This is a genomic window from Nostoc cf. commune SO-36, from assembly GCF_023734775.1.
Taxonomy (GTDB): Bacteria; Cyanobacteriota; Cyanobacteriia; order Cyanobacteriales; family Nostocaceae; genus Nostoc; species Nostoc commune_A.
The window spans coordinates 946,095-970,275 of record NZ_AP025732.1 but is presented as its reverse complement, the minus strand read 5'-3'; the positions used below and the strand labels follow the sequence as shown (position 1 = coordinate 970,275).

Here is a 24,181-nt window from a genome sequence, read left to right as displayed (position 1 = left end):
CTCTTAGAGGATTGGGCACTGGGAAAATCATTTATTGCCCGATGTCCAGTATTCAGACATACAAGCATTTATTTAGTCAACAAAAACTTTTCAAATTCTGCTGATGGTAATGGACGGCTAAATAGAAAACCTTGCATAGAATTACAGTTGTATTGGCGCAAAAAAGCCAGTTCTGCTTCGGTTTCTACACCTTCAGCTATTACATCTAAATTGAGATTATGAGCCATTTGAATTAATGCTTTAGTAATGGCTGATTTCTGTGGATCGTTAGCAACATTATGGATAAAATAACGGTCTATTTTTAACGTATTAATTGGTAAGTTTTTCAAATAAATTAAAGAAGAGTAGCCCGTACCAAAATCATCGATCGCAATTTTTATACCCAAAGATTGCAATTTAATCATAGTAGCGATCGCACTATTTACATCCTGCATAATCATACTCTCGGTAAGTTCTATTTCTAAGTAATTTGGTTCCAAATCATTGGCAGTTATAAAATTGACTATTTTATGAATAAAGTCTGGTTGATTAAATTCAATTACTGACAAATTTACGGCAACAAGCAAAGAATAAATTCCAGCATCTCGCCAGCTTTTAATTTGTTTGCATACCTTTTTTAATACCCATTTACCAATAGGAACAATTAAACCTGTAGACTCTGCTAAGGGAATAAATTCTGTTGGGTAAATCATCCCTAACTCTGGACTTTGCCAGCGCAATAAACTTTCCGCCGCAACTATTTTTCCAGAAGCGATATCGACTATTGGTTGATAATAAATTTCAAACTCTTGAAAGTTATTTTGTTTGATAGCCCGGTGTAAGCTAATCTCTAACAACTGCATTTTGGGAGACAAGTTATTAATGACAGGTTTAGGAGATAAATACCTTTTTAAAGTAGCGTGCTTTTCCAACCTGTTCATTATGGCACTTAATAACTCAGACCGAGTGAACGGCTTAGTTATATAGTCATCAGCACCCATATTCATACCTTGACGGAATCTGATTTAGCAGATTTGGCAGTTAAAAAGATGAAGGGAATCGTTGCCGTTGATGGTTCTTGGCGTAAACGTTGTTAACACGCCATAACCGTCAATTTCGGGCATCATCATATCACATAGAATTAAATCGGGAACTTCGGAGATAGCCAAATTTATCCCGATTCTACCATTAGCCGCAGCGATAGTTTCAAAATCCTCAGCTTCTAGTAAATCTAAAATGTTTTCACGGACTGCTTCTTCATCTTCTATTATTAAAATTTTGGACATATATTTTCCTCGATTTATATTTTATTATTTAATTAATCACAAAATAATAGTAAAGTTTATACTAAATTCCAGCATACTTAGAACAAAGATTTCACCTTGGTAGATATCTAAAATGCTTTTTTACAATTTCCATCCCTAATCCAGTGCCTAATATATTACCTCTTAAAAAGAATCTAATGTTCTTCCTCAAAAGAACCAATACTAGCCTTGTCTATATTTTTCTCTGTTTTTTTGCCAGTGCTTCACAGATACCTTGAAGGGTAATTCACACGATTATGTTACCTTGGCTATCTTCAACTAGTAGTAAATATCACTATTGCTAACCGACATGGTAGTGATAGCACTGAAGCTACCTCCAAAAATTCTGATATGCTAAATATTATGAAACTTCAAAAATATTGGTTGTTTTAAAACTAGCTCTTGAAGCTACAAGCATTATTTGACAATACTTTGTGAAGCAGCCCACTACCTGGGAACATGAAGAGAAGAAGACACTTTTGCGTCGTATTAACATCAGTACGTAGGTGTAGCCCGTTGTAGACATCCCACCTAATATTGATTTTGGCGGCACAACCATCAGCAGCAAACAGTCAATAATTAACTGTTTGCTTTGTAACCCGATAAGCTGAGGTAAAGCTTGCATAGATTTTTCCGATAGCTATTATCAAACAATACTTATTTCAAACTGGTTATCTAAGTATTTTCCAATATTTTGACGCTAAACAGATAGTAATATTTGGTATATAAACACTACAAAAAGTGTGTTAAGAATTACAAACAGCTTATACCCAGCTAGTTGGAAATTGGGCATTAGGCATGGGGAAGCTGCACAGGAGAGTAATTTCCCCCTGCTCCCATTCGTCTACGCTCACGGCAAGCCTGCTCCCCTTGCCTTTCACTCAGAACGCAACTGTACCCGCCGTTCGCCGTAACGTAATAGCCTTTCTATAGTTACAAGCCGATTTTCCCAAACTTTGACTTGATAGGAATTCGACTTAAGTTCTTGGCTCATCAATACTCGAAATTGTGACTGGAAGCGAGTTAGAGAGGCTTTTGCCACTAGCAGCTTACTAGGAGAAGGGGAAGTGGCAAGCTGATTTAAAGCACTGCGTAAAACTTCTGCCTGATTGTTAAAATCTGATATTTTCTGAGCAGACCTTTGTAGTTGGTCATTTTGGAAAACAAATTTCCATTCCCGTTGCAGTGCGGTGTAACGGATGGCGGCAGTTTGAAAAGGCTGACGGTGAGGAATCGGTTGACTTGTTTTAGATTGAACCCTACCTTGGGTGTTATTAAAAAGTTTTTGTAGATCGTTGTTAAAATTCTCTGCGGCAAAGAGTGCATAACCACTAACTGGCAAGTCCCTTACCAACTGGAGTTGATCAAATGCCCCGATGGTTGGCAAAGAAAGTAAGCGAATTCCCGGCACTAACAAGGTAGCTCCCAATTGTTTAGAAGCAATCCAGGGTTGAGCAAGTCGTTGGAAGCGAGAAGTATCCAGAGCATAAGTCATGGGAACGATTAAATCTACATCCCCCCGCCTTGCCCAAGTTTCCCAATTTTGTTGAATTTTCTGAATCCGCTCTATTTCGGGTAAAGGAAATACCGCAACTGACAAAATCAAATTTGGTTGCTTTTGTCGCAACTGCTGTGATACTTGGGCGACAAAACTATCAACTTGCTCGGTGCGAAATGTCGTCCACTTTTGCCACAAGTCTGGTTGGCTAGGAGAAATATTCAATGGATCTACACCAGTAAGCCGTTGAAATTGCGCTCTTGCAGCTTTGCCATAGCCATAGGTTCGACCTGCTGATGGGTCTTGGAAAGGGTAGCGAATGTAGTCTAACTGTAAACCATCCACCTTATAGCGAGTGACAATTTCCTCATACAGCTTGAGCAAGTATTGCCGTACTTCGGGGTTGGCTGGATCAAAGAATGGCTTAGTCTGGCCAACGGGAATCATGTTGCCAAGGTTATCGTAGTTTGCCCAATCGGGATGAGCCGCCAGTACTGGCCCTGGATAATCAGGATTAACGTTGAGAATTTCATTGTGACGTTGGTTGCCAGCAGCAAAAGTCCAAACCCAAGCGTGTAATTCCATGTCTCGCTCATGGGCTAATTTCACTGCCTCTGCCAGTGGGTCCCACCCACGAATCAAGGGGTTTTGCTCTTTTGCGACTTGGCTTGGATAAATTGTATAACCAGCGTTAACAGTTTCAAAAAAGACGGTATTAATTCCAGCTTGGGTGAGGCGATCAAAAATCTGGGCTAGTCCGGCTTTGCTACCAGCACGAACAATCGTCCCCCGATCTAACCAAACTGCCCGAATTTCTGGTTGAGCTAGTTTTTGATCAACTGGAAACTGCTGCCACAAACTTGTTTTAGCAAGCAACCACTGCTGACGAGCCAGTGCGTAGTTTTTTTGGGCAATCTGTTGGGGTAAATTTTTGGCAATTACCCTTGCTTGTGCCAAGGCTTGCTCTTTACCCATAACTAGCCCCCCTAGCTTGGTTGAGGCCAATTGTGTCTGCTGCTCTTTTACTGGCAAAGAGGCGTAATTGTCTAAATGTCTAGAAAACTGCTTCTGTCCAGATATCGTTTCACCAACATTAGCCGCATCGGTTAATACCGCTAAATGAGCGCTTTCCACTCGACCAATCAGGTTTTCTAGCTCTTGCTGGAGGGCGATCGCTTGGTTGGTGTCAATCGGATCATTAGAGTTAGGTGCAACATCTAGACGCACCCTTTGTTCCAACTGATCAATAGCTTCCTGAGAGCTTGGGGGTTTGACTATAGGAAGCGGTCTAGATATGGGAGCGGTGGCAGTTTTAGGAGGGGATAGCGGAGATGAACTGATCCCCTGCCCCCTGGGTGCAGCCGCCACATTCGTAGAGCAGGTTTGGGAACCTCCTGCTATTTTTTTAGTACGATTTGATGGTGGTAGTGCTGTGAAATAGTAATTAATAGTAGCTTTTAACCAGGCATTATCTAACTCAGCTGCTGAGGCTGTATCTGTTCCCCAGCGCCAGCCCATAAAGGTGGAGCGCTCAGTTGTCACTACTGCGGCAGGATTATCTTTGGAATTCCAAACAGCAGGAGATTCAGTGCCCATATCGTTAGGAATTACAACGCCGCCACGGACTTTTCCAAAGAGTCCAGTTTGATTTGCCCATCCTGGGATATTGGTTTTGGCAGGTTTAATCTGTTGTGTATCACTGAGGCTGAATCCCCAATAACCTCCCAAGAGCGATCGCAATAACTGTCGTACTCCTGGCGATGACAGACTACCTATAGGGCCACTAGCAATCAAACGCCCTCCCTTACTCATCCATTCTTCTAGAGCGATCGCTTGGGTGGGTGTTAATGTCTCAACGTTTGGCAAAAACAATACCCGGCGATCGCCCCAATCTGCCGCACTTTTGACATCATTTAGAGGAATTACACAATATTTCACCCCTGTTGCTTGTAAGCGATCGCTTATCCCTGTCCATTGATTTGCATTTTCTTGGCCGTACACTACGCTCAATACAGGTTCTTCGGTTGCTGCTGTTACTGGCAAAATACTCAAGAAATTTAAAATTACAATTTCGCCACTTAAAATCAATAATTTTTTAGCTTCTTTAATTTTTAAACTTATATATTTTTGGTTTTCCTGATGCTTCACCAGTAACTCCTCACTTTATTAATTAATTTCGTTATTACTCGGAATTCATTAGTACATAATTTAGGGCTATAGCTTTATTTCTCGTAAGTCTACTGAGACTCTAGCCTAAATTACGTAAAACTACTATTGGTATGGTTTTTCAAAAATAGAACTAGGATTTCTATAGACTTTTTGTAGAAGTCTTTAGTTGAACGACCTTCATCAATCTAGCCTATCAAAACCAGTAAAAAATGCCAAGATAGATACTCAAATTGTCCCAGGCAATTCTAGATCAACTTTTGGCTCTTATATCGGCAATTTAATTACATTTCTGACTAGCTTTTTTATTTTTTAATTTGCAAGCACAATAGGCGTTTTTATAATTGCAGATAATTTTCACTGCCACCTAAACTAAAATAGTTACTTTAATTATAGTTATTTTTTCTAGCAAAGTTACTATTATTGTAGTGCTGCTTCGCTACTTCAATTAATAGATAATAAATAATTATCGCCCTTATAAATTACTAGGACTTACGCATTGACACAAAATACAAAATATGCATTTTTGAAAAACCAAATCTGTCGTAGGGGCACAGCAGTGCTGTGCCCTCCATAGTGCGGGTTTATGTACCATTAAAGAATAATTAATCAAAGCCGGAAACGACCTATTTTCGTGAATTCATACCATGATTAATTTGTACAGTGCGTAAGTCCTAATTACTTATTTAGCCAAGTTTTCCCAATATTTGATAGATATAATTGAAGAATAATTTAGAAATCAGAATTCAAGATCAAAGTCTGAAACACTCTACTTCCAAGCAAAATCAAGACGCTCAAAGCTATGCCGCAGGTTTTACGCTACGCACTCAAAGATAATTCATGCTGAATTCTGACTCCTGACTCCTGACTCCTAAATTCTGTTTTGGATAAAATAAACTTTTAAATAATTGCGAGACTAACCAACTGATTGCGATCGCAAGAGTTAAGCTAACAAGATGTGAGTTCAAGCGGTTGTATGGTGTTCGCTTAATTAGTCCATCAAAAGACCTCCCCCTGATTTTACTACACTAAACTTGTCCCTCTGCCAGTCGGAAAGAGACAAATTTCAGATGTAAGTTGACATCCATGACAGTTGTAATATCCGACGACGATAGGACGTTTTTTTCACTGGAGTCCTTAAAGTTAGAGCAGAATGCATAAATTGGATAAATTGTCTAGATTAAATAATGCAGGTATTGATTAAATCTTCAACTCCTGCCACTGGTAATATTTTTGTCTCTAGTTTGCAGGCTAATTCTTCAATACTCATATCATCTAGAAATACTAATTCACCATGTTTGAGCATTACATTTGGCAATAAAATCCCTTCGCCCAAATCTTGCCCTTGTAAGTTCAACAGCAAATCATGCCCTGTCAGCAACCCTGTTACAGTAATTTTCTGTCCCCAATAATCACTGCATAAAGCACGCATATTTACTTCTAAACCTTCAACAGAATTCAACCGTTGCAAGATAGGTTGAAATGCCTTTTCTACTGCGTTGCCTACTACCCAAGTTAATTTTCTCTGAGGAGAAACTTTTGGTGGTAATAATTCTGTTGCGGCGGCTGCGAATTGCTTGATAAACAACTGAATAGAACCAACACCATTATCAATTTGAGGATACTCTTCATATTCAGATTCGCTTGGTAATTCCTCACCTGCAATCAAAAACCACTCATCGGCTAACCAAGCAACGCTAGAACCAAATTGTTGGCGAAATTGCTGGGTAAGCATTTTGACTTGAGAAATCACCTCTTTAGCTTTTTCTTTGGTTACTGGTATAAGTTCATCTTCTTGGGGTCTAAATCGTGTCAATCCGACTGGTACAACTGCCACTGATGCCACCGTAGGGACTTCATCAGTATGAAAGGATGCTAAATCTTTTAGGGTTTTCTCCAGATGTTCCCCATCATTTATACCAGGACAAACAACCACTTGAGCATGAATTTGTAGTCGCCTTTTTTGAAACCATTTGAGTTGTTGCAAGATTTGTCCCGCACGGGGATTTTTTAGTAGTCTAATTCTAACTTCAGGCTCTGTAGCATGAATAGAAACATACAACGGAGACAAGCGCATTTGCTCAATCCGTTGCCATTCTCTTTCTGGCAAATTAGTGAGGGTAAGATAAGAGCCGTACAAAAAGCTTAGACGGTAATCGTCGTCTTTAAAGTATAAGCTAGTACGCTTTCCTGGTGGCTGTTGGTCGATAAAGCAAAATGGGCAGCGATTATTGCACTGAATTAAGCCATCAAATAGGGCAGTTTCAAATTCTAGCCCCAAGTCTTGATCGTAATCTTTTTCGATTTCCAGGCTATGAGTTTTACCAGTAGCGTCTAAAACTTCTAGTTCCAAGACTTCATCAGCACACAAGAACTGATAATCAATTAAGTCACGCGGACGTGTACCATTGATTGCAACGATCGCATCCCCAGACTCAAAGCCAATCTCTGCGGCTATAGAGTCTGGAAGAACCTTGGTAATTCGGGCAGGATGAATGGTAGTCATGGGGGATTGGGCATTGGGCATGGGGCATTGGGCATTGGGCATTGGACTAATGACTAATGACCAATGACTAATGACTATTATGAATTATCCTTTCCAACCTGCTGCGATCGCTAGTAAAATCACACTACCAAATGCTAATCTATACCATACGAAAATCAAAGTGTTTTTGGTTGCTAAGTATTTGATCAAAAATGCAATTGATAGGTAAGAAAAAATAAAGGTTGAAATAATCCCGACAACTAACAATCCAACAATGTTATCTGGCAACTGTTGCTCCTGAAACAACTTGAAGATTTTCAGGCTTTTATACAGGGTAGCAATGGTAAGAGTTGGAAACCCTAACAAAAATGAAAATTTTGCTGCTGTATCGCGTTCTAATCCTAAAAATAAGGCTGTTGTCAACGTTGAGCCAGAACGAGAAACGCCCGGAATCAAAGCAAGTGTTTGTCCCAATCCAACTAAAATACCATCCCGAATCTGCAATGAATCGAAACCTCGCTTGCGAGTGCCAATTTTTTCTGCCAAAGCTAGTAAAAGTGCCATGACAATTGACATAATGGCAATAATCAATGCACTCTCAGGTAAAACATCTTTCAAAAGAAAGCCGAAAATTAAGGCAGGCATTGTTCCTACTGCAATACCGACAAGGATTTTCCATTCTTCGCGTTGCCAGTCTTTGTCTTTTATTGCTTCGATTCCACCTTTGACAATACTAGAAATCAGTGACCAAAAATACCCCAAAATTGCTATAACACTACCAAATTGAATTGCATCAACAAAATCTTTAGAGCCTAGCTCTTTCCAACCAAATACCTTTGTCACAATCAAAAGATGTGCAGTACTGCTGATTGGCAAAAACTCTGTGACACCTTGAACAATACCCAAAATAAAAGCTTGAATAAACTCCATATCCAATTAATACCTTTTCCGTATTTTAGACATTATTCTTTAGATGATGTTGCTTTCTATACTCTCTATTGCACCTAATTTTGTAGAAAATTAAATTTAACCGATCAATAACATCATCGAAGACGCTGACTATGTTCTTACACCCACTTCAATAAGTCAACGAAATTTTGTCAATTCATCAAACTTTAATATTTAGCGGACTGATGCCAGTTCGCTTTTTAAGTGTTAAATTTTACCCTTCATTTCTCTTTAGTCCCCTATTTACACAGAACTACAGAGAGTTGTGTACATAGTGCAACTTTAAATTGATGAGTCTGTTGCAGTATGTTTTGTTTGGTTTGTGTCAGCACTGCCTAAAATTTCAGTATAATTGCAATGCCCCAGGGGGGGATTTTAAAATGTGATATCTTAAATAAGATAAAGTTTAGTAACAAATATTAAAAACTTTGATTAATAATACATTGTCCTCCTACACCGCCTCTACCCCTTCTATAGATACTGAGTTGGATTTAGCTGATACTGGGCTGACGGGTATCAAGCAATTGGAATCTACACTCTCCTTTTCTCCCTCTTTACCCTTATCTATTTCTGCCCGACAAACTTGGTTAGTGTTTGCGGCGGCAGTGTTCTTGGTATCAGTGCCAGTATTTATAGAAGCGCCTATCGTGCGATCGCTACCAAGTCTGAGTTTAGCGCTTACAGCATTTTGGGTGTGGCTAAGTTTTAGCTTAATGTCACGTCCCGCAACTTACGTCTGGGGGGATTTACTCTTAGGATTTAGTGGGAGTTGGTTAGCGGGGGCGATTTACTGGGGCTGGTTACGTTGGGAACCTTTATGGCATCTGCCAATGGAGTCTATAGGCTTACCATTTGCTTGCTGGTGTCTAATGAAGAATTGGGGCAAGGTGGGTAGCTGGTTTTATTTAGGTTCTTTACTCGGTACAGCTTTAACAGATGTATATTTTTATCTAGTAGATTTAATGCCCTGTTGGCGGCAAATTATGAGAGTAGATGCAGATGTAGCACCGCAAATATTACAAAATGCCCTCATACAAGTACAAACACCTTGGGGACAAAGTTGGGCAATAATTCTTGCCTTAGTGCTGTTAACAGTCGGAATTTTACCTTTAAATCTAAAGCAAATACACTGGTATGCCTTTAGTGGCGCAGTTTTAAGCACAATATTGGTAGACAGTCTATTTTTGTTAGCTGCGATCGCAGCGTGAAGAAGACAGAACACGCTATATGTTGCAATGAGCGTGTAGACTTCTCCTACTGAAACTTTTCCTAGCCCAATCTACGGCACATCAAAAATGATGCTGTAGATGAGATTAATTAGTTAAGAAATATTACATAAAAATCCATCAGCATCAAGTCTTTTTTGGTAAGGTTTTCGCTCTTAGGAATCGTAAGTTTGGTTTCTGCTTGAGAGGTAGAATCAGCCACCCCGAAAAGATTTCGTCTAGCTGAGAATGCTACCGAGATCGTCGATGTAACGCTATCGCTGCTATGCAGGCACTCTTTCTACAATAAAAATTTTTGCCAAAAGTATAGTCAAACCCAGTAACGGTAAATATTGTGGATATTAATACGCTGTATATTAGTTTCTGATGACTGCTGTGTTGACTAAGCTATCAGCTTTTGTCCTTTGTTCTTTGTCCTTCGTCCTTGGCGCTCTCACGTAGAGGCATTAACGGCTTCCCGCAGGGTATGACTAATGACTAATGACTAATGACTAATGACTAATAACTGTTGTTAGCTTAAAACTTTTATTTCTGTTTGATGGAAAGAGGTAGAAAATCGTGAAAGGATTGGCGCGTTTATTAACAGTGTTTAGTTTGTTACTTGGTTGCTGGGGATGGTTGGGAACAACTCAGATAGCCCAAGCTGCTAGTTTCAACAGTTTTGCTTTTCCCCAAGTCCCAGTTCTGGCAATTGAGCGGCAGAATCGGGCAGACGCTAAACTAGGAACGGAATTTGGTAAAAAAATTGATTTGAATAATACCAACGTCCGAGCTTTTCAACAGTTCCCAGGGCTTTATCCCACCTTGGCTAAGAAAATCATCACAAATGCTCCCTACAAAAATGTAGAGGATGTATTGGATCTTCCAGGATTGAGCGATCGCCAAAAACAAACCCTGCAAGCTAACCTTGATAAATTCACCGTGACAGAATTAGAGCCTGCCTTCAATGAAGGAGACGATCGCTTTAACAACGGTATCTACAGATAACTGAATTGCAGTTAATCTAGCAAATAGCAGCCCACTCCTGATTCCCAGGAGTGGGATACGATTAGGAGTTAGGAGTTGGGAGTTATGAGTTAAAAATTCAAAACTCCTCACTTCTAACTCCTCACTTCTAACTCCTAACTCTTCACTTCTCCATTACCTTGCCCCAGATAGATATAGATATTCCTAGCCAATTTGATGTCTTAGTAGTCGGCGCGGGTGCAGCTGGACTATACACAGCGCTGTGTCTACCAGAGTCCTTGCAAGTCGGTTTGATTACCAAAGAAACCGTTGCTTTGTCCGCTAGTGATTGGGCACAAGGTGGCATTGCCGCAGCAGTAGCCCCAGAAGATTCTCCCCGTCTGCACATTGAAGATACGATTCAGGCGGGTGCGGGTTTATGCGATCGCACTGCTGTAGAATTTCTCGCCCAACATGCCCCTAGCTGCATTCAATCCCTAGTTAACCTGGGGGTAGCTTTTGACCGTCAGGGTCAAGCCTTGGCTTTAACTTTAGAAGCTGCCCATTCTCGCCGCCGTGTTCTCCACGCTGCGGATACTACAGGCAGGGAAGTCACCACCACACTCACCACCCAAGTATTACGTCGCCAAAATATTCAAGTCATTCAGCAAGCTTTAGCCTTGAGTTTATGGACTGAACCCGAAACTGGTCGCTGTCAGGGAATTAGCCTGTTTTATCAAGGAAAAATTACATGGGTAAGAGCTGGTGCTGTGATATTGGCAACTGGCGGCGGTGGTCAAGTATTTGCTCAAACCACTAACCCGGCTGTTAGTACCGGTGATGGGGTAGCGATCGCCTATCGGGCTGGGGCTATCCTCCGCGATTTAGAATTTATCCAATTTCATCCCACTGCCCTCACTAAACCTGGTGCTGATCGCTTCTTGATCAGCGAAGCTGTACGCGGCGAGGGGGCACATCTTGTTGATAACGAGGGGCGGCGTTTTGCCTTTGACTACCACCCTGCCGGTGAACTTGCACCTAGAGATGTAGTCAGTAGAGCAATTTTCAGCCATTTACAACGTACCGCCCTTGATCTGGCTACTGCCCATGTGTGGTTGGATATGCGCCCCATCCCCGCCGACAAGATTCGTCATCGCTTTCCCAACATCATCAAAGTTTGTCAGCATTGGGGCGTTGATGTCTTCCATGAACCAATTCCTGTAGCGCCAGCTGCCCACTACTGGATGGGTGGAATTGTTGCGGATTTGATGAATCGGACAAATATCCCCGGTTTGTACGCGGTGGGTGAAACCGCTAGTACCGGGGTACATGGGGCAAATCGTCTTGCCAGTAATTCCCTACTAGAATGTATTGTGTTTGGGGCCCAGATGGCTCATATTGAGTTAGAAAATATTGGGTTGCCGTCAGAAATACCAGTGCTGCCATTACGGAAATTTAGTGTTGATGCTAGTGAGTGGCAGATTCAGCAAGCACAGCTAGAAGCACTCAGAGAGAAGTTACCGCGTCTAGTTTGGGAAAGTGCTGGTATTTGTCGGGAGCAATCAAGGTTGGAAAGTGCGATCGCTACTATTGAATCTTGGCGGCAAGATTTTGTTGCCTTGTCTTTAAGTCAATTTTTGCTTAATTTACGTCCAGCAGAACCAGCTAGTTTTGAATTACCAAATGTTGAAAGGCAATTGGGACTTTGGGCAGAAACCCACAATTTATTAGATGTAGCTGATTTAATTCTCAAAAGTGCTGCTTTTAGAACCGAAAGCCGAGGCGGACACTACCGTTTAGATTATCCTCAACCAGATCCCAATTGGCAAGTCCATACACTTATAGAAACAGATCATTGGTGGAAATCTCCACCATTATCTTGATTGAAGTTTGTGGAATAGGCTTGTAGTAAAAAACTCTTGGTATTAGGCAGAGACTTGAGTCTCTGGCAGTTCAAGTATTTTTGCAATAGGTTTAATCGAAAACCGAAAATTGCCATCAGCGAGTGCCGCTACCATGATGACTGTCGGGGCCACCATAATTTGGTGGAACATAGGTGTCTTCTAAATTTTCAGAATTGACTTTGTGGGAGATTAAGGTGTTGCTGCCACTAGCACTAAAAGTATTAGCACTTGCAGTATTGATTATACCTGTGCAAACGGCAACTTTTGGTATCAATATGTAAGCGCTTATACAAAATATCATAATTTTTGTGATTTGGATCTTAGTTTTCATAGCCTTCAGTAAATTTACTATCTTTTGTTTTAAATGGTATTATTCTGCCTTTCGTATATATACTGATCTTTTTGAAAAATAATATTTTAACTTTATTAAATTATTCTCAGTAGTGTACAAGTAATTTTGGTATTAGTTGTAGATTCACTTTAGTTTACTAGTATTAAAAAGTATTTATACTTACATTGGTATTCTTAATTAGCCGTTTTTGCATCAGTCTAAGGTTAGATATGTCAATAGCTACTTGTAAGCATTGTGTTTAATTCAATATTTATTAATAATATCTTAATATTTTGTAAGTATATACACTATGTTTACTTAATAGCAACTTCATTAAAGCCTTAAATAATACTTATTGTATTGTATAGTTTAATCTTAACTAAAGTAAATATATATAAAGATAAAGTAAGGTAAGTGCGATATGATAAGGTTTCTAAAATCTCGAAAACCATAAAATTTAGTACAAACCGATCTAGTACGGGTATATTTTTTTAAGTAAAAATATTTACAAGAAACAAATAGTTTTTTGATTATCTCTGATGATTAATTAGTTTCTTAGGTATGTTCTTCAGGTGAAAAAGCCTTGCTATATCTACATCTTGCCTAAAAATCTACCTTTAATCACATACACTATGCCTTTTCAAGACAGTGTGTTGGATCTATCTCAAGCTTATGCTGCTTAATTAAAGGTATAAATATTGACTAACAACAGAAGATTTAGAGTCTGAATCTTGACTAGTTAAGCAAACTCGTAGCGATTTTTACCCAGGCGCTTGGCGCGGTACATTGCTGCATCTGCTTGTTTCATCAAAGTTTCACTGTCTTGACTGTTGTAAGGATAAACACTAATGCCAATACTGGCAGAGACTCGAATTGCATAGCCATCCAAAACAATTGGCTTGGTAATACTGCTTAAAATTTTCTCGGCTACTTTAGCAGCTATTTGGACATTAGGAATTGCCCGTAAAATTATGGTAAATTCATCGCCACCTAAACGAGAAACTGTGTCACTAGCGCGTAAAGAGTTGCTGAGTCTTCCAGCGACAGTCATTAGCAAGCGATCGCCCGTCTCGTGCCCTAGAGTATCATTGACTTGTTTAAAGCCATCTAGATCAATAAACAGCAGTCCCAGTAACAAATTATTGTGTTGCGCCCAATGTAACGACTCGTTAAGTTGTTCAGCAAAAAATTTGCGATTGGATAAACCCGTCAAGGGATCGTGATACGCTAAATAACGCAAGTGGTCTTCTTTGAGTTTTAATTCATTGTTAGAACGGAATAGTTCAGCAGCAGTACGCTTAAGCTGTTCTTCCATCAGCTTTCGCTGAGTAATATCTCGGATAACGCCAACTAAAAAGAAATTGCCAGCTGAGTCTTTATGGAGCGATCGCTTAGTGGCAATTTTATAAGTCTGTCCATCGGCATTTGTAAATTCTTCTTCATGTTCCTGGGATTGCTGAGTCCGAAAAACCAGATCATCCTGTTGGCGAAACACATCAGCTTCGTGTTTAGGGAAAAAGTCATAGTCTGACTTTTCAATTAAAAGCTTATTCGGATAACCGATAAATCGACAATACGCCTCATTTAAAACAATCCACTGATGCAGTTCATTTTTCACAAAAATGGGATCAGGAATCGTGTTGATTACGTGATACAAAAATTCCTTAGAACGTTTCCACTCTTGCTGCATGTGGGCAATATGACTGGTCATCCAAACAGCTGAAGTGCCAAAGCTCAACAGTGAGGGAATAAGTGGTATCCACCAACCGTATAAGAAAGCAAAGTATGCACTCAGGGTTAATACAAAGCAAGAAACTAGAATACCGAGAAGGCTCCTAGTTGGATTTTGTATTCGCCATGTCATCATGGCTCCCAAATAAGACCAGACAAAAATCCACAAGTATTCCACCAAGTCAGACCAGACTTTGAGTAATGGTCGTCCATCAACAGCAGCAGAGATTAACTCACTAATAAAATAAGCTTGCAGTTCAATACCAGGTACAGGCTTTGCCGTACCCATTACACTGCTGGAGTAGGGAATAAATACAAAATCTTGGAGACTGGGTGCAGTAGAGCCAATAAGTATAATCCGATCTTTGATCAAGTTTTCTTTAACTTTACCTGTCAATACATCTTTTATCGATACCTGAGTAAAACTACAAAATTCTCTAGATAAACTTTGACATTGGAGTTTGGGAAAATTGGTTAAAATTTGGTAGCCTCTAGCATCAGCGTCTACATAAGCACCATCATTAGCCTCAAAACGAGCAAATGTTGCCTTACCCAATTGCAAATACTCAGGGTTGCTTTTTGCTTTAGCGGGAGTAATCCCCTTTGGCTTTAAATACAATAAAGCCAGCTTCAGGGCAAAACTTTCGTGTACTTGATTTTTAACGTGCCAGTACAACAAACTGCGACGTACTTTACCGTCAATATCATACAGCACGTTGTTAAAGCCCACTTGATTCTGGTTCAGTCCCAGTGGAGGCAAAACACTAAGGTTTTTGTTTTTATCATTAGCTAGTAGTTCAATACCAATTAGGTTGGGTATTGACTTATAAGTATTACGGAGTTCTTGATTACCCGGCTCTACTGATAAATTTCTGTAGATATCTAAGCCAATAGCACGGGGTTTGTGGACATTTAACTTTTGCAACAACTGAGCAATCTTCGCATCTGGAATCGGCCATGAACCTACTTCGTCTAAATAAGTCTCATCAATTACTACGATCGTAATACGCTGTTCTGGCGGTTCATTTGGACGTAAGCGAAAAAATTGATCCAAAGCTGGCAACTCCAAAGATTGCAATAGTCCAATGGAGTGCAAAAACAGAATGCAGATTGCAACGCTGGCGGCAGTAACCAATTCTCTGTGTCCTCGACTAAGCGATTGTTTTAGTCCAAAGATTAACTTCACAAAACGCTTGCCTAGCAGCTGATTCATTCCCATTACCTAGTAGGCAGAAATATTCTCTATTTCCAATAGCTATTAACTATCGGACTAACATAGCTCAAGTGGGAGCAAAATAGAGTTTCCAAAGGTTTTTTCAACTCAGTAAGGTTCTTCAAGACATCGTAGTATTTGTGATGCATCACCATATATTGAGAGCAATTATCTGAATAAAGAGCAATTCGCACTTTGTGCGATCAGCACAATTTAATTAATAAATAGGGGTTGCTGAAAGTAAGTTAAGTGAATTTAATGCTCAAAACCTTGTTTGGTAAAACTTACTTAATTAAACTCGTACATTTATGATCAATTAAATATTTTACTGAGAATTACGGTAACTTCCAAAAGATACACCTTTAGGGTCGATACTTACATAATTACATCCCAAGGTAAGTAACAACTACTACAAAAGAAAATAAAAGTGGACAGTGTACCAGAGTCAATATACTTAAATAATTTCTTTTAGGTTAAGGTTTTTGCTGATAAAAGCCGCATAAAAATTGGTAGTAGAATGTTTGACAACAGTTATTATCTATTACCAAAAACAAAATAGCCAACTGGAAACGGCTTTTACTGTATGCATCCAGTTGACTATAGAGTGGGAATTACTGAAGCTCAGTGTAGGTACTTTACTTGAAATACTTGAAGTTCCGAGGCCCTGTGTAACCAGAAACTTTCGCTAGTTCCTCTAAGTTCTGGACTCCGCTATAGCTGATACCATTGATGATCCAAGTGGGAAAACCTTCAATTTTTGCGGCTTTACACAGTTCTGTTTGAGCTTTGAATCCATCGGGAGCGCACTCTACTTTAATATCATTATTAATTATTTCCTCAGCTTCTTTACCAAAAAGCAGCTTTTGTTCATGGCAGTGAGGACACCAGTAAGCACTATATTCCTTTGCGCCTACCTTTGCCAGATGCTGTGCTAAAGCTATTTCTGCCTCACCAGAAGTAGTGGTAATTTCCCAACCGAACGCTGGGTTGGCGTTTTCTTTGGGAGTAAAGGTAATTTTTGTAGGTTGTCCAGGAGTTGCAGGTGTAACATCTGATTGATTCACGCCAGCATAGACGCCTAAAGTACCAATCAGCGTTACCATGCCGACAATGATAGCGGTAAAAAAGATTTGTCCAATATCCTCCCAAGTTCGACCGATAATCGTTAGTACCAACAGGCTGAGGGAGAACAAAGCTGAACCGATACAGTAAAGACAAATAGCTTTGATTTGAGATGTCAGCACGTACATCAAGTAGCCGCTAAAAACAGACATAGCGATCGCACCCGTTAGCAGCAGGAACCACGTCCAATTTTCCAATTGTTTGCGGCTATTATTTTCTCCTGATTTCAAGACCAAGGGAGCCAAAGCAAATACCACCATACTGGTGTATGCCAAAAACCCAAACAAAGCTAACGGCTGACCAAAAACCGTTGCCCAAGGGCTAGAAAGCACATCATTACAGCCCTTAGCACCAGCCTGTGCCACACAAGCAGCACTGCCTCCCGTTAACTTTTCGATAGTGAGATAACCTGTTATCAGGGCACCACATCCAGCGATCGCGGCAATCAATGGACGTGACCATTTATGAATCCAAGGAGTAGAACGGCGGCGAATCATAAATTGTTACTGTTTAATGGGCATTGGGCATTGGGCATTGGGCATTGGGCATTGGGCATTGGGCATTGGGCAATTGAGTATTAATTATTTCTTCCCATGCCCCATTCTCCATGCCCCAATTAAGAATGTAACTTCACTTGTTCTGCTGATTTGCTTTCACCTTTGGAGTTCCAATTGCGATGGGCAGCTTCCACAAATTGGCTGACGCGAATTGGGTCAATTGGTTGCTCAATGCGTCCGTGACGTTTCAGGGAACTGGAAACTATTACACCATCTGCTGCTTGCATCAATGTATCAATATTTTCCCAATTGGCCCCACTACCGATAAATACTGGTGTGCCATTTGCTGCACCACAAGCTAGTTCTAAATCTTCTAAGTTAGGAGGACTACCAGTAGCCCAGCCTGACAAAATTACTCCGTCTGCTAAACCCCTTTCAATGGTGTCTTTCACGGCAACTGTGAGATTTGGAGAACTCAAAGGACGGGCGTGTTTCACCAACACATCGGCCAGGATTTTAACATCACAACCCAACTCCCGTCGATAGCGGAGTAGTTGATGGGCTTCTCCCTCAATTAATCCTTGGTCGGTTGCCATCACGCCTGTGAGGACGTTGACGCGGATAAATTGCGCGTGTACACAGCTAGCGATCGCCATTGCGCTTTTGGCGTCGTTTCGCAAAACATTTAACCCTATAGGCAAAGTCACCAAATTCTGTATCCGCTGCACCACAATGGTCATGGCACTCACAACCACTGGATCGACTTGGTTTTTGGTAAACGGCGCGTCGAAAAAATTCTCGACAATCAGACCATCAACCCCTCCACTTGCTAAGGCTGCGGCTTCTTGTTCGGCACGATCAATCACCGCTTTTAAACTACCTCCCCAACGGGGTGAGGTAGGCAGTGGTAGCAGGTGAACCACGCCAATAATTGGTGAGCGAGTTTTAAATATCTGATATAAGTCCACGTCTTTAATCCGCCTCGCGGAGTCCAGAGTCCAGAATTTTTTTGACTATTGAACGCCAGTTCAACACCACTCCCCTGAACAGAGGAAACCTCTATATGGGGGTGGCTCTTCAACGGGGAAAATCCCGCACGTGACTGGCCCCTCTTGACCCTTGACTCTTGACTTTTCATTAACTAGTCAAATGTGTTTTATGATAGTCGGTTTATTGCCTCTTTCCTCAGATGGAAATTGGCGTGAAACCTCCCATAAGATATGTTAAGATAAAATCTGGCTACAAGAGGAGTTTGCCACTCACTAGACGCAAGGCAGCTTTCCGTGGTTTAGGCGTCTGTCCGCGCACAGTCGTAGGACTTGCCAATCGCCAGGGTAGCATTACTGCTTTATCAAGCGTAGTCGCTTTCGTCGATTTCCCTGAGGGTAGCGACTTCTCACAACAAGCCCTTTGGGCGGCTCCCCGATGGGTAGGTTAACAACGCACACGCTGCGGTAATGTAAAATACCAATAAGCGAATTGTTAAAAAACATTACAAGTGTCAAATGTACCCAAAGACACTTCAATTTACCCTGGGGAACAGATTGATAAAAATATCATAACATGACCTCTATTTTTATTATTAATAGGGTCATAAGTCCACGGACAGTTGCTGACAGTGGAAATTTACCACTGTACTGTTATTAGAAGGATAGTGATCGGAAAAAAGCGAAATTAGCGCTGGAATGTTTGACTACAAGAAAAAAATGAAGATATTTTTCAAATATGGGTGACAAGCCAACAATTGCTATTTCTCACCTGGGCTGCGAGAAAAACCGAATTGATACAGAACACATGCTGGGAATGCTCGTAGAAGCAGGCTACGGTGTAGATACAAATGAAGAGTTAGCAGATTACGTTATTGTTAATACTTGTAGTTTTATTGAAGCTGCGCGGCAAGAATCTGTCAGAACTTTAGTAGAACTGGCAGAGGCAAATAAAAAGATCGTCATCACTGGCTGTATGGCGCAACACTTCCAAGAACAACTTTTGGAGGAGTTGCCCGAAGCAGTAGCTGTGGTGGGTACAGGCGATTATCACAAAATTGTAAATGTAATTGAGCGTGTTGAACTTGGCGAGCGGGTCAAACAGGTTAGTATTGAGCCAACCTACATTGCCGATGAGACTACACCGCGCTATCGGACTACAACAGAGGGCGTTGCTTACCTCCGAGTTGCCGAAGGTTGTGATTATCGTTGTGCATTTTGTATCATTCCTCATCTTCGAGGGAACCAGCGATCGCGTACTATAGAATCTATAGTCGCCGAAGCGGAGCAGTTAGTTAGTCAAGGGGTAAAAGAGATTATTTTAATTTCTCAAATCACCACTAACTACGGTCTAGATATTTACGGTAAGCCAAAATTAGCCGAATTACTTCGTGCTTTGGGGAAAGTAGATATACCGTGGATCAGAATGCACTATGCTTATCCCACGGGACTGACCCCAGATGTGATCGCGGCGATTCAAGAAACACCCAACGTCTTGCCTTATCTGGATTTGCCCTTGCAGCATTCTCATCCAGATGTTCTCCGCTCCATGAATCGTCCTTGGCAAGGACGCGTAAATGATGGGATTATAGATCGCATCAAAACGGCGCTACCAACAGCCGTATTGCGGACAACATTTATTGTTGGTTTCCCAGGAGAAACTGAAGAGCATTTTGAGCATCTACTAGAGTTTGTTCAACGGCATGAATTTGACCATGTTGGTGTCTTCACCTTTTCCTCTGAGGAAGGAACCCCAGCTTACAAACTCCCAAATCACTTGCCCCAAGAAGTGATGGACGAGCGGCGATACCAACTTATGGAAATCCAGCAACCGATTTCTCAAAAGAAAAATCAACAGGAAGTAGGCAAAATCGTTGATGTCCTGATTGAGCAAGAAAATCCTGAAAGTGGTGAATTAATAGGTCGTTCAGGTAGATTTTCCCCAGAGGTTGATGGTCTGGTATATGTCAAAGGCCAGGCAAAATTAGGAACCATCGTGCCAATAGCGATTCACCACGCTGATACATACGACCTCTATGGTCAGGTAGTCAATAACTAAATTGTTATTTGTCTTTTGTCCTTTGTCTTTTGTTAAATGACCCTTACAAATTCATCCTTATACTAAGGTCAATACTGCATTAATGGCAGTTTTCATGAGGGTTTACCTGAAACGCTGGCGGACTTGTTGGCATAGCCTCTCCAAGATTTGAGGCCTCGCTACCGCCCTAAGCTGACTAATGACTAATGACTAATGACTAAATAACTAATGACTAAATGACTAATCCAAAATCCTTACATAAAATTTAGGACGAATTAATGACTCTTTCATTTCAAGAATTAGGAATTTCCCAAGAGCGTGTCGAAGAACTAGAGAAATCGGTTTTACCGAACCAACTAACATTCAAGTGCAAGCAATTCCCAATTGCTAGCCGGTCGTGATGTGGTAGGTCAATCTCAAACAGGAACAGGCAAAACGGCAGCATTTTCACTGCCAATTTTAGAGCGGCTAGATATTAATCAAAGAGCCGTGCAAGCCATAGTTTTAACACCAACTCGTGAATTAGCAATGCAAGTTCACGACGCAATCGCCCAATTCATCGGTAATGAAGGATTGCGGGTGTTAGCAATCTACGGTGGTCAATCAATTGACCGTCAAATGTTACAACTCAAACGTGGCGTTCACATGGTCGTGGGTACTCCAGGACGGGTGATCGATTTGCTCGATCGCGGCTGTTTAAAGCTCGATCAAGTGAAGTGGTTTGTGTTGGATGAAGCCGATGAAATGTTGAGCATGGGCTTTATCGACGATGTGATCAAAATCCTCTCGCAAGCGGCCCGTAGATCGCCAAACAGCTTTATTCTCGCCAACAATGCCACCATCGATTCGGATGTTGGTGAACAACTTCTTGCGATCGCCTGCAACTGTCACCGTCGAGCAACCAAAAGCCGCTCCCAACAAGATTAATCAAGTAGCTTACTTGATCCCCCGCCATTGGACAAAGCCAAAGCATTACAGCCAATTACGGGAAATGGAAGATCCAGAAACAGCTTTAATCTTTGTTCTTACCAGACGCACAGCCGCCGAACTCACCAGTCAGTTACAAGGCGCTGGTCACAGTGTCGATGAATACCACGGTGACTTGTCCCAACAAGCGCGGGAACGTTTATTAGTAAGATTCCGTAACCGTCAAGTTCGCTGGGTGGTAGCAACTGACATTGCAGCAAGAGGGTTAGATGTAGATCAACTCTCCCATGTAATCAACTTCGACTTACCCGATAGTGTAGAAACTTACGTCCACCGTATTGGTCGTACTGGTCGTGCTGGTAAAGAAGGAACAGCAATTTCTTTAGTACAACCATTTGAGCGCCGCAAACAGCAAACATTTGAACGTCATAACCGCCAAAGTTGGCAAGTGCTGACGATTCCCACACGCGCCCAGATTGAAGCAAAACACATTCTGAAATTGCAAGAACTGGTGCGGGAAGCTTTGACAGGTGAGCGTTTGGCTTCATTCTTGCCCATTGTCAGCGAATTGATTGAAGAATACGATGCTCAAGCGATCGCCGCAGCAGCATTGCAAATTGCTTACGATCAAACTCGTCCCGCTTGGTTGAGTTCAGACGTGGAAATTCCCCAAGAGGAATCTTCTGCTCCCAAACCCAGACTTGGTAAGCGTCGTGAATCTTCTTCTAGCGATCGCCCCCAGTGCTGCGTGGAAATCAGATAGCAACAATGGTGAAGAAAGACATTCTTCTCCCAAGCCCAAGCTACGGACAAGTGGACAGGATTCTTCTGTATCTCCTAGTAAAAAGATAGGTTCACCTACAGCTAGAGAATCAGCTTCTTAGTCAACAGTTAGAAGTTAATCAAATTTGGATTTTAGATTTTAGATTTTAGATTTTTTCTTCAATCCAAAATCCAAAATTCCAAATCTAAAATTGGCAGAGTTGAGAGTTAAGAGTCAGGATTTTGACTTTGGCTCTTGACTTTTTAGCTTTTTGGGAAACTTTTTCTACCCGTTTGTAGGAAGATCAATTAAAGATGCATTCTTCGTGGTCTTATGTTCACTATTCCAGACTTAGAGCAACTACAAGCAGAGCATCCAGAATGGCAGATGGAGCTAGTAGACGGAAATATAGTTGTTATGGGGCCATCAGATTATGAGTCAGAAGAAATAAATGCTGAGTTTGCACGGCAGATGGGTAACTGGGTACGCCCACAGAGACTAGGACGGGTGACTGGTTCTAGCGCGGGTTTCATTTTGCCTACATTAGAAACTGAAAACGGGAAAGAAGCTGATAACGAAAAACGAAATCTTCGCGCTCCCGATGTGTCTTTTGTTCGTGCTGATAGACTGAAAATAAGCAAGCGCGACTTTGTAGAACTCCTACCTGATTTGATGGTAGAAATAAAATCTAAGTCAGACCGGATCAAACCATTGGTAGAAAAGATTCAGCTATTTTTACAACTCGGATCTACAGTTGGTATCTTGATCGATCCTGACAAATTGACACTTACAGTTTATCGACTCAACCAAGAACCAACAGTTTTGCAGGATAACGATAAACTGACACTACCAGACTTGTTACCAGGTTGGGAGTTAGTAGTGTCAGAAATTTGGCCTCCTGTGTTTGAGTAGTTCAGAAATACTACAACCAAGGACGACTAACTAGTTCTAACTCTGCAACTTCACCGTCGCTCAATTTCCAGCCCAAAGCACCAGCATTTTGTCGCACGTGTTCGGCTGTTTTCACCCCAGCAATGGGAATAACGTTCCCCTGAGCAATTAACCAATTGAGAGCAACTTGGGCAGGGGTGCGATCGTATTTTTCCCCGAAATTGCGTAGCAAAGATATAACTGGGGCAATTTTTTGCAGTCCTTCTTTGTTAAATCGCGGGTCTATTTTCCTGGCACCAGTGGGGGTTTCAATACTATCAATGCTGTACTTTCCAGTGAGTAATCCTTGTGCTAAAGGACTATAAGCCAAGATAGTCACACCCAACTCACGCGCAGTTGCAATAATACCTTTGCTTTCAACTTGGCGACTGAGTAAAGAATAGCGTACTTGGTTCACAGCCAAAGGCACTCCACGCGCCGCCAATATTTGATGCGCGTCTCGCATTTGCTCTGCTGAGTAATTACTTACACCAACTGCGGCAATTCTCCCCCGCTTCACTTCATCCGCTAGAGCATTCATCAAATTTTCTTGACTTAAAAAGAAGGCAAAAGGCCAATGCACTTGATACAGCGCGATTCGCTCTAATTGCAAGCGTTTGAGGCTTTCTGTTAAAGCATCAGAGACGGATTGGGCTGTAAATCGCCACGGTAGAGGGCCAAATTTTGTGGCAATTTGTACAGGTTGTTGTGTCTGTTGCAGAAATTGTCCCAAAAATTTCTCTGATAGTCCCATTCCGTAGACTTCGGCAGTATCAAAGAAGGTAATACCAGCTTCTAAGGCTGCGGTAAAGGCTTCTTGTAACTGTTCTGGGCCATAGCGATCGCCATAATTCCAAAATAGTTTATCACCCCAAGCCCAAGTGCCGATGCACAAGGGTGTAACAGATGGGCCATTTTGCCCCAATGTGATATTTTCCACGGTTGCAAAATTTAATTTATTTACATTTCTTTACTTTTATAGTGTATCGTTACAGGCAAGATTGGGTGCGATCGTCACCACTTGGCTGCAAATCGTGTGGTGTTGCACGCCCGTAGTAGACATCGCGCCTTGCATAAAAATTTAAAACCTGAATCAAACGCACATAAACAAGATCCCCAACTTCTTCGAGAAGTCGAGGATCTGCGGGTTGCAATTCTCACAAATCAAATAGGATTGCTATATTTGAG

16 protein-coding genes and 2 pseudogenes are annotated in these 24,181 nt (G+C 41.3%); 7 read left to right on the top strand and 11 right to left on the bottom strand.

Translation table 11 applies throughout. From position 1 onward, the window contains the following. Positions 1 to 68: 68 nt before the first annotated feature. The 5 genes and pseudogenes from ANSO36C_RS04335 to ANSO36C_RS04315 form a co-directional block, all read right to left on the bottom strand. Positions 69 to 1,265 (bottom strand): annotated as a pseudogene (locus ANSO36C_RS04335) (EAL domain-containing response regulator). Positions 1,266 to 1,644: 379 nt separating this feature from the next. Beyond that, on the bottom strand, positions 1,645 to 1,908 hold the full coding sequence (locus ANSO36C_RS04330; RefSeq protein ID WP_251958543.1) for a hypothetical protein: 264 nt from the start codon (positions 1,906 to 1,908) through the stop codon (positions 1,645 to 1,647). A gap of 252 nt (positions 1,909 to 2,160) precedes the next feature. Continuing rightward, positions 2,161 to 4,929: a family 10 glycosylhydrolase gene (locus ANSO36C_RS04325; RefSeq protein ID WP_410174671.1), complete on the bottom strand. Its 2,769-nt coding sequence runs from the start codon at positions 4,927 to 4,929 to the stop codon at positions 2,161 to 2,163. 1,198 nt (positions 4,930 to 6,127) lie between these two features. After that, on the bottom strand, positions 6,128 to 7,453 hold the full coding sequence (locus ANSO36C_RS04320) for a TIGR03279 family radical SAM protein (protein ID WP_251960244.1): 1,326 nt from the start codon (positions 7,451 to 7,453) through the stop codon (positions 6,128 to 6,130). An 84-nt stretch (positions 7,454 to 7,537) separates the two neighbouring features. Then, positions 7,538 to 8,362, bottom strand: coding sequence for an undecaprenyl-diphosphate phosphatase (locus ANSO36C_RS04315; protein WP_251958542.1), 825 nt, complete (start codon positions 8,360 to 8,362; stop codon positions 7,538 to 7,540). Between the two features lie 446 nt (positions 8,363 to 8,808). Here ANSO36C_RS04315 and ANSO36C_RS04310 point away from each other — a divergent pair, with 446 nt between their 5' ends. The 3 genes from ANSO36C_RS04310 to nadB all read left to right on the top strand — a co-directional run bounded on the left by ANSO36C_RS04310 (position 8,809) and on the right by nadB (position 12,434). Further along, positions 8,809 to 9,588 (top strand): DUF3120 domain-containing protein, encoded by a 780-nt coding sequence (locus tag ANSO36C_RS04310; RefSeq protein ID WP_251958541.1) that lies wholly within the window; start codon positions 8,809 to 8,811, stop codon positions 9,586 to 9,588. A 576-nt stretch (positions 9,589 to 10,164) separates the two neighbouring features. Beyond that, on the top strand, positions 10,165 to 10,593 hold the full coding sequence (psbU, locus tag ANSO36C_RS04305) for a photosystem II complex extrinsic protein PsbU (protein WP_251958540.1): 429 nt from the start codon (positions 10,165 to 10,167) through the stop codon (positions 10,591 to 10,593). A 167-nt stretch (positions 10,594 to 10,760) separates the two neighbouring features. Further along, complete coding sequence (gene nadB / locus ANSO36C_RS04300; RefSeq protein WP_323374594.1) at positions 10,761 to 12,434, top strand: L-aspartate oxidase; 1,674 nt, start codon at positions 10,761 to 10,763, stop codon at positions 12,432 to 12,434. 115 nt (positions 12,435 to 12,549) lie between these two features. Here nadB and ANSO36C_RS04295 read toward each other — a convergent pair whose 3' ends face one another. From ANSO36C_RS04295 to btpA, 4 genes are all read right to left on the bottom strand, one after another. Then, positions 12,550 to 12,756 carry a hypothetical protein gene (locus ANSO36C_RS04295; protein WP_251958538.1) on the bottom strand — a complete coding sequence of 69 codons (207 nt, stop codon included), beginning with the start codon at positions 12,754 to 12,756 and terminating at the stop codon, positions 12,550 to 12,552. Positions 12,757 to 13,525: 769 nt separating this feature from the next. Continuing rightward, the gene (locus ANSO36C_RS04290; RefSeq protein ID WP_251958537.1) at positions 13,526 to 15,730 is read right to left on the bottom strand and encodes a CHASE2 domain-containing protein; all 2,205 of its coding nucleotides are present in this window, start codon (positions 15,728 to 15,730) and stop codon (positions 13,526 to 13,528) included. 635 nt (positions 15,731 to 16,365) lie between these two features. Continuing rightward, a complete protein-coding gene (locus tag ANSO36C_RS04285; protein ID WP_251958536.1) occupies positions 16,366 to 17,349 on the bottom strand; it encodes a vitamin K epoxide reductase family protein in 984 nt (327 codons plus the stop codon). Positions 17,350 to 17,468: 119 nt separating this feature from the next. Then, the gene (btpA, locus tag ANSO36C_RS04280) at positions 17,469 to 18,317 is read right to left on the bottom strand and encodes a photosystem I biogenesis protein BtpA (protein WP_251958535.1); all 849 of its coding nucleotides are present in this window, start codon (positions 18,315 to 18,317) and stop codon (positions 17,469 to 17,471) included. Between the two features lie 284 nt (positions 18,318 to 18,601). Here btpA and ANSO36C_RS04275 point away from each other — a divergent pair, with 284 nt between their 5' ends. The 4 genes and pseudogenes from ANSO36C_RS04275 (at position 18,602) to ANSO36C_RS04260 (ending at position 22,975) form a co-directional block, all read left to right on the top strand. Then, on the top strand, positions 18,602 to 18,787 hold the full coding sequence (locus ANSO36C_RS04275; RefSeq protein ID WP_251958534.1) for a hypothetical protein: 186 nt from the start codon (positions 18,602 to 18,604) through the stop codon (positions 18,785 to 18,787). Positions 18,788 to 19,074: 287 nt separating this feature from the next. Next, positions 19,075 to 20,394: a 30S ribosomal protein S12 methylthiotransferase RimO gene (gene rimO, locus ANSO36C_RS04270; protein WP_251958533.1), complete on the top strand. Its 1,320-nt coding sequence runs from the start codon at positions 19,075 to 19,077 to the stop codon at positions 20,392 to 20,394. A gap of 257 nt (positions 20,395 to 20,651) precedes the next feature. Then, positions 20,652 to 22,184, top strand: a pseudogene (locus tag ANSO36C_RS04265) (DEAD/DEAH box helicase). 212 nt (positions 22,185 to 22,396) lie between these two features. Continuing rightward, positions 22,397 to 22,975: a Uma2 family endonuclease gene (locus tag ANSO36C_RS04260; protein ID WP_251958532.1), complete on the top strand. Its 579-nt coding sequence runs from the start codon at positions 22,397 to 22,399 to the stop codon at positions 22,973 to 22,975. A gap of 10 nt (positions 22,976 to 22,985) precedes the next feature. Here the strand turns inward: ANSO36C_RS04260 and ANSO36C_RS04255 are convergent, their stop codons facing one another. Together ANSO36C_RS04255 and ANSO36C_RS04250 are read right to left on the bottom strand one after the other, a co-directional pair. Then, a complete protein-coding gene (locus tag ANSO36C_RS04255) occupies positions 22,986 to 23,933 on the bottom strand; it encodes an aldo/keto reductase (protein WP_251958531.1) in 948 nt (315 codons plus the stop codon). A 49-nt stretch (positions 23,934 to 23,982) separates the two neighbouring features. Beyond that, positions 23,983 to 24,147: a hypothetical protein gene (locus ANSO36C_RS04250; protein WP_251958530.1), complete on the bottom strand. Its 165-nt coding sequence runs from the start codon at positions 24,145 to 24,147 to the stop codon at positions 23,983 to 23,985. Positions 24,148 to 24,181 lie beyond the last annotated feature (34 nt).

Coding starts and splice junctions, on each gene's coding strand:
- ANSO36C_RS04330 (WP_251958543.1), bottom strand. CDS start 1,908: ATGCAAGCTTTACCTCAGCTTATCGGGTTACAAAGCAAACAGTTAATT.
- ANSO36C_RS04320 (WP_251960244.1), bottom strand. CDS start 7,453: ATGACTACCATTCATCCTGCCCGAATTACCAAGGTTCTTCCAGACTCT.
- ANSO36C_RS04315 (WP_251958542.1), bottom strand. CDS start 8,362: ATGGAGTTTATTCAAGCTTTTATTTTGGGTATTGTTCAAGGTGTCACA.
- ANSO36C_RS04295 (WP_251958538.1), bottom strand. CDS start 12,756: ATGATATTTTGTATAAGCGCTTACATATTGATACCAAAAGTTGCCGTT.
- ANSO36C_RS04290 (WP_251958537.1), bottom strand. CDS start 15,730: ATGAATCAGCTGCTAGGCAAGCGTTTTGTGAAGTTAATCTTTGGACTA.
- ANSO36C_RS04285 (WP_251958536.1), bottom strand. CDS start 17,349: ATGATTCGCCGCCGTTCTACTCCTTGGATTCATAAATGGTCACGTCCA.
- rimO (WP_251958533.1), top strand. CDS start 19,075: ATGGGTGACAAGCCAACAATTGCTATTTCTCACCTGGGCTGCGAGAAA.
- ANSO36C_RS04260 (WP_251958532.1), top strand. CDS start 22,397: ATGTTCACTATTCCAGACTTAGAGCAACTACAAGCAGAGCATCCAGAA.